The 11,515-nt window shown below is 72.4% G+C and carries 11 protein-coding genes; 3 read left to right on the top strand and 8 right to left on the bottom strand.

From position 1 onward, the window contains the following. On the bottom strand, positions 1-421 hold a 421-nt coding region (locus tag ETD83_RS33795; protein WP_138649274.1), incomplete at its 3' end, for a toll/interleukin-1 receptor domain-containing protein. 100 nt (positions 422-521) lie between these two features. Here ETD83_RS33795 and ETD83_RS33800 point away from each other — a divergent pair. After that, positions 522-1,745, top strand: coding sequence for an ArsB/NhaD family transporter (locus ETD83_RS33800; protein ID WP_230421361.1), 1,224 nt, complete (start codon positions 522-524; stop codon positions 1,743-1,745). A gap of 7 nt (positions 1,746-1,752) precedes the next feature. Here the strand turns inward: ETD83_RS33800 and ETD83_RS33805 are convergent, their stop codons facing one another. The 3 genes from ETD83_RS33805 to ETD83_RS33815 are packed head-to-tail and all read right to left on the bottom strand — an operon-like array spanning position 1,753 to position 4,385. Then, positions 1,753-2,640, bottom strand: a complete 888-nt coding sequence (locus tag ETD83_RS33805; RefSeq protein ID WP_138649276.1) for an inositol monophosphatase family protein — start codon at positions 2,638-2,640, stop codon at positions 1,753-1,755. Continuing rightward, entirely contained in the window at positions 2,637-3,353 is a 717-nt protein-coding gene (locus tag ETD83_RS33810; protein ID WP_205718021.1) for a hypothetical protein, read from the bottom strand. The genes ETD83_RS33805 and ETD83_RS33810 overlap by 4 nt, the downstream gene beginning before the upstream one ends. An 18-nt stretch (positions 3,354-3,371) precedes the next feature. Beyond that, positions 3,372-4,385 (bottom strand): hypothetical protein, encoded by a 1,014-nt coding sequence (locus tag ETD83_RS33815; protein WP_138649277.1) that lies wholly within the window; start codon positions 4,383-4,385, stop codon positions 3,372-3,374. A gap of 260 nt (positions 4,386-4,645) precedes the next feature. On the opposite strand from ETD83_RS33815, the gene ETD83_RS33820 reads away from it, so the two are divergent. Both ETD83_RS33820 and uvrB read left to right on the top strand, forming a co-directional pair. Then, positions 4,646-5,797: a sensor histidine kinase gene (locus ETD83_RS33820; protein ID WP_138649278.1), complete on the top strand. Its 1,152-nt coding sequence runs from the start codon at positions 4,646-4,648 to the stop codon at positions 5,795-5,797. Between the two features lie 114 nt (positions 5,798-5,911). Beyond that, complete coding sequence (uvrB, locus tag ETD83_RS33825; RefSeq protein WP_138649279.1) at positions 5,912-8,029, top strand: excinuclease ABC subunit UvrB; 2,118 nt, start codon at positions 5,912-5,914, stop codon at positions 8,027-8,029. Positions 8,030-8,206: 177 nt separating this feature from the next. Here uvrB and ETD83_RS33830 read toward each other — a convergent pair whose 3' ends face one another. The 4 genes from ETD83_RS33830 to ETD83_RS33845 all read right to left on the bottom strand — a co-directional run bounded on the left by ETD83_RS33830 (position 8,207) and on the right by ETD83_RS33845 (position 11,415). Next, positions 8,207-8,788, bottom strand: coding sequence for a hypothetical protein (locus tag ETD83_RS33830; RefSeq protein WP_230421362.1), 582 nt, complete (start codon positions 8,786-8,788; stop codon positions 8,207-8,209). 163 nt (positions 8,789-8,951) lie between these two features. Next, the gene (locus ETD83_RS33835) at positions 8,952-10,718 is read right to left on the bottom strand and encodes an ABC transporter ATP-binding protein (protein WP_138649280.1); all 1,767 of its coding nucleotides are present in this window, start codon (positions 10,716-10,718) and stop codon (positions 8,952-8,954) included. Further along, positions 10,715-11,161 (bottom strand): lasso peptide biosynthesis B2 protein, encoded by a 447-nt coding sequence (locus ETD83_RS33840; RefSeq protein ID WP_138649281.1) that lies wholly within the window; start codon positions 11,159-11,161, stop codon positions 10,715-10,717. Before ETD83_RS33840 ends, ETD83_RS33835 begins: the two co-directional genes overlap by 4 nt. Continuing rightward, positions 11,158-11,415 carry a lasso peptide biosynthesis PqqD family chaperone gene (locus tag ETD83_RS33845; RefSeq protein ID WP_138649282.1) on the bottom strand — a complete coding sequence of 86 codons (258 nt, stop codon included), beginning with the start codon at positions 11,413-11,415 and terminating at the stop codon, positions 11,158-11,160. The genes ETD83_RS33840 and ETD83_RS33845 overlap by 4 nt, the downstream gene beginning before the upstream one ends. Between the last annotated feature and the right edge of the window lie 100 nt (positions 11,416-11,515).

An 11,515-nucleotide genomic window follows, 5' to 3' on the forward strand; every position in this document is an offset into this window, starting at 1 on the left:
TGCGGCGCATCAGCAGCCGGCGCGCCTCGTCGGGGTCGCCGATCCCGACCAGGTCCACGTAGGTGATCGTGGACAGCAGCCCGTCGATCGGGCAGTCCTCGATGCGGACCGTGACCAGCTTGCGGGCGGGGTCGTCCGGGTCGGCCCGCAGCGCCGCCATCCACTCCAGCCGCCCGTATCTGGACCGCAGGTAGTTGCTCGACAGCACCGCGACCACGGCCTTGGCCTCCGACAGGCCCCGGTCCATGAAGTCGATGAAGTTGGTGCCGGGCACGAAGTCCCACGCCTGCATCATCGTCCGGTGCCCGGCGGCCTCCAGCTGCCAGGCGATCCAGGACGCCCACCGCTCGTCCGCGGGCGAGTAGCTGATGAAGAAGTCGGTCGGACGCTCCTGCCTGGGGTGGCCGCCGGGGGGTGTCATGGCGCCAGTATCCCGCTCCTGGACGGGGATTTCAGCGCGCCGTGCCGCCTAGAGGATCATGTCGTCCGGGGCCCCGGGCACGCTATGGGATCATGGCGCGGTGTCAGCCCGGATCGAGATCGTGCGCCGCGCGGCGCGCTCCCTGGGCACTCTCGACTGGATCCGCATCGGCCTCCTCGTACTCGGCGCCGTGTTCGTCGCCACGGGCCTGCTGCCTGCCGATACGGCCCGCTCCAGCGTCGAACGGGTCGCCCCCCTGCTGCTCTTCCTGTTCAGCGTCATCATCCTGGCGGAGCTCACCAAAGAGGCCGGGGTCTTCGACGCGATAGCGCAGCGGCTGGCGCGGGCCGGGCGCGGCAACTACGGCGCGTTGTTCGTGCTATGCGTGGCGTTCGCGTCGTTGACCACCGTCTTTCTCAACCTCGACACGACCGCCGTCCTGCTGACACCGGTCATGCTGGCGCTGGCGGCGCGCGCGCGGATAGCGACCCTCCCGCTGGCCATGACCACCGTGTGGCTGGCCAACACAGCCAGCCTCCTGCTGCCGGTGTCGAACCTGACCAACCTGCTGGCCGCCGACCGGGTCGCGCTGGAGACCCGCGGGTTCGCCGCGCGCATGTGGGCGCCGCAGATCGCCGTCCTGGCCGTCACGATGGCGCTGCTGTGGGTGTTCTACTGGCGGCGGAGCATGCGCGGTGAGGACGCCTACGACCCGCCCGAGCCCGCGCCCATCAAGGACCGCGTCCTGTTCTCCGCCACCGGGCTCGCCTGCCTGATCTTCATCGGCGCGATCCTCGCCGGCGTCCACACCGGCTTCCAGCTCGGCATCGCCGCGACGATCCCCGCCACCGTGGTCGTCGGCGTCTTCGCCGTCCGCGACCGGGCGGCGCTGCGCCCCGCGCTGATCCCCTGGCAGCTCCTGGTGTTCGTCACGGGCCTGTTCCTGGTCGTGCCCACGCTCGAACGGTTCGGGCTGGACGACGCCATGCGCGCCCTGGTGGGCGGGGACGACGGCGTCGCGGGCGCGTTCCGGGCCGCGTTCTCCGGCGCTGGGCTGTCGAACGTCCTCAACAACCTGCCCGCTTACGTGGCGGGGGAGTCGGCCGTGCCCGCCTCCAACAGCGACCAGCTTCTGTCCCTGCTCATCGGGACGAATGTGGGGCCCGTCATCACGCCGTGGGGTTCGCTGGCCACGCTGCTGTGGTTCGAGTGGTGCCGCCGCTGGGACGTCCGGGTCCCGATCCGCAAATTCGTCCTCACGGGGACGGTCCTGGCCGTCGCGGGCTGCGCGGCCACCGTCCCGGCCCTGCTGGTGACCGGGTGACGGTTCGCTAGGCGACGTGGCCGTTCCGCCCGCCCAGCCGCGTCGAGATCTTCGTCGTGGTCTTCAGGAGGCGGTCGAGCAGCTCCGGGCGCGCCGCCACGAAACCCAGCTCCGACGCCGGACGGTCGATGCCGAGTTCGTACGGGCGCCCGTCCAGGCGGCGCAGCTCGGCGCCCGCCTCAGCGGCCAGCAGCGCCCCGGCAGGCAGGTCCACGATCTCGGGCAGGTAGCCGACCATCCCGTCGATGTCGCCGCGCGCCAGCATCGTCCACGCCACCAGCGGCGCCCACAGTTGCAGCATCCGCGCGCACTGGTCCTCCAGGGCCGAGCGCATCGCGAACGCGACGGGATCGCTCGACTTGACCTGATGGCCCTGCGTCCATGCCAGGACGGGGTTCTTCTCCCGTCCAGGCCGCGGACGGTCGGCGAGCGTCAACGGCTTACCGTCCGGGTCCAGGGCGCCCCACCCGCGCACAGCCGACCACGTTCGTCCCGTCACCGGGTCATGGACGACCCCCAGAACGGGCTCGGCACGCGCACACAACGCCAGGCCCACGGCGTACACGGGCATGCCGATCGCCACGTTGTTGGTGCCGTCCAAGGGGTCGACGAGCCAGACCATCTCCTCGCCGGGTTCGCCCTCCAGGACGCCGGACTCCTCCGCGATGATGCGATGCCCCGGATACGCGTCCCGCAGCACGCCGACGATCAGCTCCTCGGCGGCCGTGTCGAGATCGGTCACCACGTCCGCGCCCGCGCCCTTCACGCGGACGTCCAAGGGCCCGTCCACGCCGGCGCTGAGGAGTTCGCCCGCCGCCTCGGCGGCGGCCACGGCCACCCGGCGGGCCGCCGAGAGATCGACGGGAAGGGCCGGTGACGGGGTCTTGGATCTCATCGGGCCTTTCCAGCCGGGTCTGGCGCGAACGAACCCCGCGCACGGGACGGATGAGCGGAGGCGATACTGCGAGCCGAACGCTGAAGGGCGCGGACCGTGTCGGCATGGTCGGAACGTGAACGATGCACCCGGTGAGTAGGCGTGTCCAGGGGGCCGAGGGACAGGTCGCCGCCGCCGGGCGTCTGGCGGCCCAGGGCGACCGTGGCCGCTTCCTGGCCGTCCTCTATGAGCGTGGTGTGGAACACGCCGGCCGGCAGGGTGTACGACTCGCCGGTCCGGTGGGCGCTGGAGGGGCCGGGGGAGTACCGGACGGCGCGTCCGGTGGCCCTCAGCTCGTCCACGTCGCCCTGGCTGACCACCTCGAAGATCTGCTGTGCCGGCTCCGCGGACTCGTCGCCTGTGTTCGTCCGGATGTCCATCCGAACGTTCCGTACCGTCCCGTACAGGACGAAGCTCAGCAGATCCCAGCTGTGGCAGTGCACCAGCGACGTGGTGGACGGCGCCGGACGCACCTCGGGCGTCCAGATGTGCAGGCACACGCCGAAGTCACCGCTGCGCTCAACGGGAAGGCACACGAAGCCCAGGGGATGCCGCAGGGCCGGCACAGGGGAGCGGCCCGCCGCGACGTCGTCCAGGACGCCTCCGGCCCACGCCGGCAGCGTCCGCGCGGCGGTACCGGCGTCGATCTCCCGGCGGATGTCCTCGTACCTCACTCCGTCACCAGTTCACGGTCACTCGTAGGGGTCCCTTGCCCGCAGCGCCTTCCGGATGATCTCGATGACGTCGCGGTCGGTGTAGCCCTGGGCGAGGTCGATCCCGATCACCTCGAAGAGCTTGCGGACCTCCTCGACGGTCGGCTCGTCGTCCAGCGGAGCCAGCCGCGCCTGCTCGACGGGGACGCGGCGCGCCTGGTCCAGGCTGGTCTGGAGCTCCGCGCTCACCCAGCTGTAGTAGAACTTGTTGCTGTCGACGACGAGCGCCTCGCCGCGCGGGTCGTCGCGCGTGACCACGACCCGCGACGACGCCAGGTCGTAGCGCAGCGTCGTCATCGTCCGCGCCAGGCCGATGTCGATGTCGAGCATGGCGAACCGCTGCTTGTGCCAGCACGCCGCCAGGAGCGTCGCGTACGCCTCCTTGCGGGTGCGCTCCAGCGTCCACGGCTCGCCCGTAGCGTCCGGGCCGTCCGACACCGAACGGCGGTGACGCGCGTACGCCTCGCAGACGTCCACGTCGGTGGGGTCGAGGATCTCCAGGCGGAACAGCAGCGTCCGGCGGTCTCTGCGCGCCGCCGCCACGCACTCGGGCAGCGTCCGCGCGCGGATGTAGGTGCCCGTCCCGCCCTTGAAGAACCACCGGTCGGTGTCGCGGCGCGCCTCTTCGAGCACCTGCGCCACCTGCGCCCCGCTGATGACGCGGACGACCGTGGTCTCGTCCAGCGCGCGCTTGGTGTCGGACAGGACGCCCTCGAACGACTCGATGTGGCTCAGCCTGCCGCTCAGGTCGTCCAGCGTGGACGAGGACGCCCGCAGCGTGTCGCGCACCTCCGCCTCGACGGGGACGCGGCGCCCGCGGTCCCGCAGCACCGACGTCGCCAGCAGGCCGATCACCGCGAGGATCGCGCTGTTGGTGATCTCCGTCTCGTTGTCGAACTGGACGCCCAGTCCGATCACCGCGACGACGACGGCGAGGATCAGCGCGATCACGGCGTCGGCGTTCTTCCCGAACCAGTTGGTGAAGCGGGTCATGTTCTGCGGTTACCCCGTCCTGGGTCGGCGCCGGAGGCGCTTTCGGGGCGCGGTTCGGGGGCGCGGGGACGTCCCCAGTCGAACAGCACGGTCGGCGCCGTCATCGTAACCACAGCACCCGGAGCGCGGGAAAGCCCCACAGACAGGGGGATTGGCGTGCCTTACGGCCAAACCGCCCTCCGCCCGCCCGGCCCGTCTGCCCGTGGCCGTCCCGACCAGGACGACCTTTGCTACCCGCGGGTCGCTATAGGCTTCGTCGCATGCACGTGCGGGGCTGGTGGTCGTCCGCGTGGCCTGCGCGACGGTCACGCGCGCTCGACGTAGCCATAGCCGTGACGCTGGCCGCGGGCGACGGCTGCTTCCTCTGGTTCGTCGACCAGGACTTCTGGCTGCCGCCGCCCGTCGTGTCGGTGTGCAGCGTCATCCTCGGCCTGGCCGCGGTGGTGCGGCGCGTCTACCCGGTCGGCCTCATGGTCTTCCTGCTCGTCTTCGGCACGATCACCGGGGCGGGCGCGTTCGCCGCGCTCGTCATCGTGTACTCGCTCGCCGCGTACACCACGTCCCGCAGGACGGTCCTGGTGCTCGCGCTGATCGGGTACGTCAGCTCACTCGCCTTCCCCGGGCCGACGTCGTCGAAGGAGTCCTTCCCCGCGCAGGCCATATTCGGTGTCGCGTTCATCGCCGTGCCCGTCCTGCTCGGCCTCTACATGGGCGCGCGAAAGCAGCTCGTGGTCTCGCTCCAGGAGCGCGCATCGCGCCTCGAACGGGAACAGCACCTTCTCGCAGAGCGCGCGCGGGGAGAGGAACGCACCCGTATCGCGCGGGAGATGCACGACGTGGTCGCCAACAGGATCAGCGTCATGGTCGTGCACGCCGGGGCCTTGAAGGCGATCGCCGTCCGCGACCCGAGCCGGGCCGCCGAGACCGCCGGCGTCATCGGGGACATGGGACGGCAGGCGCTGGAGGAGCTCCGCCACGTCGTCGGCGTCCTGCGGCAGGGCGAGGAGGCGCTGCCCCAGGAGGCGGTGACCCTGGCGCACGTCCGGGAGCTGGTCGGGCAGTCCGGTGCGGCGGGCCTCCGCGTCGACCTGGCGATCCGCGGGGACGAGCGCCCCATGCCCGCCGCCGTGGGACGGACGGTCTACCGCCTCGTCCAGGAGGCGCTCACCAACGTCCACAAGCACGCGGGCGCAGCCGACACCCGCATCGGGCTCGACCTGCTCCCCGAGGCCATCGAGGTGGAGATCGCCAACGATCCGCCCACCGCCCGACCCGAGCACCGCCTGCCGAGCGGCGGGAACGGCCTGGTCGGCCTCCGCGAGCGCGTCACCGCCCTCGGCGGCAGCTTCGAGGCCGGGCCCCGCAAGGGCGGGTACGCCGTACGCGCCAGGATCCCGCTGCCCGCCTCCTGATCCCGCCGGCCCGGCCCTCTGATGGGCGCCGACCTGCGCCGATACGGAATGTCGGTGGCCTTGCGTACTGTTGGGGAAGCACGGGAGAACGCCGGACGAGGGGGAGGGGCGACGATGCGGCCGATCACGGATCTGCGGCGGCGCGTGGCGCCGTTCGAGGTCGTCACCGAGATGACGCCGTCGGGCGACCAGCCCCAGGCGATCGCCGAGCTCACGGCCCGCATCGAGGCCGGTGAGAAGGACGCGGTGCTCCTCGGCGCCACCGGCACCGGCAAGACCGCCACGATCGCGTGGCTGGTGGAGAAGGTGCAGCGGCCCGTGCTGGTCATGCAGCCGAACAAGACCCTCGCCGCGCAGTTCGCCAACGAGCTGCGCGAGATGCTGCCGAACAACGCCGTCGAGTACTTCGTCTCGTACTACGACTACTACCAGCCCGAGGCGTACATCCCGCAGACCGACACCTACATCGAGAAAGACTCCTCGATCAACGACGAGGTCGACCGGCTCCGCCACTCGGCCACCAACTCGCTGCTCACCCGCCGCGACACCGTCGTCGTCGCGTCCGTGTCCTGCATCTACGGCCTCGGCACGCCGCAGGAGTACGTCGACCGCATGGTCCGCCTCAACGTCGGCCAGGAGATCGAGCGCGACGACCTGCTCCGCCAGCTCGTCGCGATGCAGTACACGCGCAACGACCTCGCGTTCACCCGCGGCACGTTCCGCGTCCGCGGCGACACCATCGAGATCATCCCGCAGTACGAGGAGCTCGCCGTCCGCATCGAGATGTTCGGCGACGAGATCGAGAAGCTCGCCACCCTGCACCCGCTCACCGGCGAGCTGATCACCGAGGACGAGGAGCTGTACGTCTTCCCCGCCTCCCACTACGTCGCCGGCCCCGAGCGGATGGAGCGGGCCATCCGCGACATCGAGGCCGAGCTGGAGGACACGCTCGCCGTGATGGAGCGGCAGGGCAAGATGCTGGAGGCGCAGCGCCTGCGCATGCGCACCAGCTACGACGTCGAGATGATGCGGCAGGTCGGCACCTGTTCCGGCATCGAGAACTACTCCCGCCACATCGACGGCCGCGGCCCCGGCACCGCCCCCAACACCCTCCTCGACTACTTCCCGGAGGACTTCCTCCTCGTCGTCGACGAGTCCCACCAGACCGTCCCGCAGATCGGCGCGATGTACGAGGGCGACGCGTCCCGCAAGCGGATGCTGGTCGAGCACGGGTTCCGGCTGCCGTCCGCCATGGACAACCGCCCCCTCAAGTGGGAGGAGTTCCTCGAGCGCATCGGCCAGACCGTGTACCTGTCGGCGACGCCCGGCACGTACGAGATGAACCGCGTCAAGGGCGACGTCGTCGAGCAGGTCATCCGCCCGACCGGCCTCATCGACCCCGAGGTCGTCGTCAAGCCCACCAAGGGCCAGATCGACGACCTCATCCACGAGATCCGCGAGCGCACCGAGCGGGACGAGCGCGTCCTCGTCACCACCCTCACCAAGAAGATGGCCGAGGACCTCACCGACTACCTCCTCGAACTCGGCATCCAGGTCCGCTACCTGCACAGCGAGGTCGACACGCTGCGCCGCATCGAACTGCTCCGCGAGTTGCGCGCCGGCGAGTACGACGTCCTGGTCGGCATCAACCTGCTCCGCGAGGGCCTCGACCTGCCCGAGGTGTCCCTCGTCGCGATCCTGGACGCCGACAAGGAGGGCTTCCTGCGCTCCGAGACGTCCCTCATCCAGACGATCGGCCGCGCGGCCCGCAACGTGTCCGGCCAGGTCCACATGTACGCCGACACGGTCACCCCGTCCATGGAACGGGCGATCGACGAGACCAACCGGCGCCGCGCCAAGCAGCGGGCCTACAACACCGAGCACGGCATCGAGCCGACCGCGCTCCGCAAGCGCATCGCCGACATCCTCGACTCCCTCGCCCGCGAGGACGCCGACACCGAGACCCTGATCGGCGGCACCGGACGCCAGCAGAGCCGCGGCAAGGCCCCCGTCCCGGGCTTGGCGTCCCGCACCAGGGAGGTGGGCAGGCACGCCGCCGACCTCGTCGGCGAGCGCCCCCGCGAGGAGCTGGAGGCCCTCATTGAGCAGATGACCGCCCAGATGCACCAGGCCGCCGCCGACCTGCAGTTCGAGCTCGCCGCCCGCCTCCGCGACGAGATCAAGGAACTCAAGCGCGAACTCCGCGAGATGAAGGAGGCCGGCGTCAGGTGACCCCCGCCCCCGCCCCGGCGAACCGGAACTAGCTGAACGCCACCACCACGCGGTCCTCCACCTGGCCAGCACCAGCGCACGGTCGGCGAGGAACTCCTGGAGATCGTCAGTGAGCGTCCATGCCATGGCCCGGCATGGCCGTGCCCGCGGCCCGTCCGCGCTTTGATTTCCGGGCGCTCACGTCTGGGGGAGCGGCGCCCGCGTCCGGCGAAGGTAGTAGGCGACGGTGGCGACCGCCAGCAGCGGGCCCCAGAACAGCAGCGGCCCGTAGGACGCGACGAACAGCCCGAGCCTCCACCCTTCGAGGTGCACGGTGCCGCCGTCCGGTGCGGTGAACTCGTCGAAGGTCAGCGCCATCGTCAGTGTTCCCAGCGTGAGGACGGCCGCGCCCACCCCTGCGGGGACCACGGCGGCCAGGGTCGGCACCCTGCGGCCGCGCAGCAGCGGCACCCAGCGGGGGAACACCTCGCCCCACCGGCTGACCAGCCCGACGGCCAGGAACGCCAGCGCCTCGCTGAGAACGCTCAGCAGGATCGTGTAACCCCACATCGGCATCCAGGCGGGCACGTCGCCGCGCATGTCGTCGACGTCGCCCGTGAACGGGCCGATCGGCGCGCCGAAGCCGAGCGCGATCCGCCAGGCGCAGGACGGCAGCACGGTCAGGCTCGCCGCGTAGGCCGCGATCACCGCCCACCGGGGGACGCCCTCGACGGTCCGCCCATGCATCCGGCGGACGCCCGACATCAGTTTCCTCACCACCGCAAAGCCCTTCCGACCACGTGTGAACCGCCCATGGCAAGTGAACGGCCCGCGGCCGGTGCCGGGCCTCCCTCCCGGGCGTGATCCCGATCCCCTGCGCGGGTGAGCGGATCTCGTCCGGCGGGCCTGACAAGCGGGCCGACGCCGACGGTCGGTCGGGCGGTCAGCGGGGGGCGGGTGCGTCCTCGCGGGGCCACGCGCAGGCGAGGTCGCGGTAGTAGGCGCTGGTCTTCATGAGCTCCTCGTGCCCGCCGGACGCGACGATCCTGCCCTGGTCCAGGACGATGACCTGGGCGGCGGCCCGGACGGTGGTGAACCGGTGCGCGATCACCAGGAGCGCGCACCGCCGGGCGACCTCGTCGAGGGCCTGGTGCAGGGCCAGCTCGCTCTCCAGGTCGAGATGGGAGGTCGGCTCGTCCAGCAGGAGGAGCCTCGGCCGGGGGAGGAGCGCGCGGGCGATCGCCATGCGCTGCCGCTCGCCGCCCGACAGCTCCCGCCCGTGCTCGCCGACGCGGGTGTCCAGGCCGTGAGGGAGCCGCGCGACAAGGCCCGCGAGGTTGGTGATGTCGACCACCCTGCGGATCTCGTCGTCCCCGGCGTGCGGGGCCGCGTAGACCAGGTTGTCGCGGAGGGTGCCGTCCAGGATCGGGCACTCCTGCTCGACCAGCCCGATCCCGGCCCGGTGGCGGGCCCGGCTCACGGCGCCGGCCGCCACGCCGCCGACCAGCACCTCCCCGCCGCCCGGGTCGTAGAAGCGCGCCGCCAGCGCGAAGATCGTCGACTTGCCCGCGCCGGACGGGCCGATCAGGGCCACATGGCCGCGCCTCGGCACCTCGAACGACACGCCCCGCAGGACCGGCTGCGCCGGGCGGTAGCCGAACCAGACGTCGCGGAACTCCAGCGCCGGGGGACGACCGCCCTCCGCACCGGCCGGAGCCGCGCCGGCCGCTCGCGGCGGGTCGTCGGCGGTCTCCCGCGGCAGGGCGAGCGCCTCGGTGATGCGGTGCGCGGCGCCCGTCCCCTGCTGGACGGCGCTGAGCGACTCGAACAGCGCGCCGAGCGGCCCGGTCAGGTAGAGCATGGACAGCAGGAAGGCGACGAGATCGCCGACGGAACCGGCGCCGCCCGCGACGCGCGCCCCGCCGATCAGCAGCACCAGCAGGAACGAGCCCGTCACCGCCAGCTCCGTCGCGGGCGCGACCAGCGCGTCGAACCCGGCCGTCCGCACGCCGGCGGCGTGGGCGGCCCGGGCCCGGCCGCCGATGCGCTCGGCCTCCCGCGCCTCGGCTCGCGCGGCCTTGACGGTCCGGATCGCGCTCAGCGCCCGCTCCAGGTCGGCGGCCATCTCACCGGTCGCCCGCCGCCCGGACAGCGACGCGGCCCGCATCCCGCGCAGCGCCGCCGCGAGGGCCGCCCCGGCGATCAGGACGACGGCCGCGACGCACACGAACAGCGTCCAGTCGAGCCAGAGCATCAGCCCGATCGTGGCGGCCAGGCCGATGCTCCCCGTCACGGCGTCGGTGAGGCCGCCGGCGACGATCTGCCGCAGCGCGAAGGTGTCCGCGTCCGTCCGGGAGATCAGGTCGCCGACCCGGTGCCGGTCGTAGGCGGGCATGCGGAGCCGCAGCAGGCGGTCGATCAGGCCGAGCCGGACGCCGAGCACGATCCCCTCGCCGGTGCGCCCGAGCTGGAACCGGACCAGCGCCTGGACCAGCGCCTGGACGGTGAACAGCGCGACCAGCGCCGCCACGCCGTGCCACACCGCCCGGCCCGCTCCCGCGGCGTCGATCACGTCCCGCGCGACCAGCGGCTGGGCCAGCCCCAGCGCCGACGCGGCGAGGCTCAGCGCCACGGTCGCGGCGATCGGCCCGCGGTGGCCGGCGGCCAGCCTCAGCACGCCGCGCAGCCCGCCGGGCGCGGCAGCGGTCACGGCGCCCGGCGGTCGCGCCGGCGGGGCCGCGGCGGGACCGTGATCAGCGCGGCGAGGTAGCCGTCCGGGACGTTCTCCTCGACGAGCCGCCCCTCCGCCTCCACCCACGCGTGCGCGCCGAACGGGGGCAGCACCCGCGCGCCGACGCACCAAGTCGGCCAGCCGCCCCCCAGCCGGCACAGCAGCGCCGTCGCGAGAGACCTGGGCAGGCACCCGCGCGGGCCGAGGCAGGTGAGGCTGACGCCGGTCACCGCCTCGCGCGCCGCCCGTGCCTGGTCGTAGGTGGCGGGCCGGGCGCCCGCGCGCAGGACGGCGAGGACCATGCGGATGCGTCCCGGCGGCAGGTAGGCGAGGAGCCGGGCCAGCGACACCGCGACCCTGGCCGCCGCGCGCCGTGACGGCGGGCTCCCGGACGGACGGTGCAGCGCGCTCGGCACGGTCACGAGGTCACCAGCCGGGCCGTCCGCAGATGTTCCACCAGCGCGGTCACGTCCAGCAGGGCCTGCGCCGGGTCCACGTCGAACTCGTCGGCGAGGGCCGCGGCGGCCTGTGTCTCGCTGTCGCCGGCCGCCAGCCGCCGGAACACCGTCGCCGCGGTCGGGTTGAGCTGCCAGTAGTCTCCGCTGCGCTCGTCGAGCAGCACGGTCCCGTACGCGGTGTCCGCCGTGGACACGCCGGGGCGCAGTCGCAGGCTCATCCGGTCTCCTCTCAGGTGGAAGGGGCGCCGCTGCCGGGCGGGGGCGCGGCGGCTGTCTTTTATACACATCTGACGCTGCCGACGAATTAGACGGTGTAGA

The organism is Actinomadura soli (genome assembly GCF_005889715.1).
Taxonomy (GTDB): domain Bacteria; phylum Actinomycetota; class Actinomycetes; order Streptosporangiales; family Streptosporangiaceae; genus Spirillospora; species Spirillospora soli.

Excerpts from the sequence above, each read along its gene's own strand:
- ETD83_RS33845 (WP_138649282.1), bottom strand. The coding sequence starts at position 11,415 with ATGAGCCTGCGACTGCGCCCCGGCGTGTCCACGGCGGACACCGCGTAC.
- ETD83_RS33820 (WP_138649278.1), top strand. The coding sequence starts at position 4,646 with ATGCACGTGCGGGGCTGGTGGTCGTCCGCGTGGCCTGCGCGACGGTCA.
- ETD83_RS33815 (WP_138649277.1), bottom strand. The coding sequence starts at position 4,385 with ATGACCCGCTTCACCAACTGGTTCGGGAAGAACGCCGACGCCGTGATC.
- uvrB (WP_138649279.1), top strand. The coding sequence starts at position 5,912 with ATGCGGCCGATCACGGATCTGCGGCGGCGCGTGGCGCCGTTCGAGGTC.
- ETD83_RS33805 (WP_138649276.1), bottom strand. The coding sequence starts at position 2,640 with ATGAGATCCAAGACCCCGTCACCGGCCCTTCCCGTCGATCTCTCGGCG.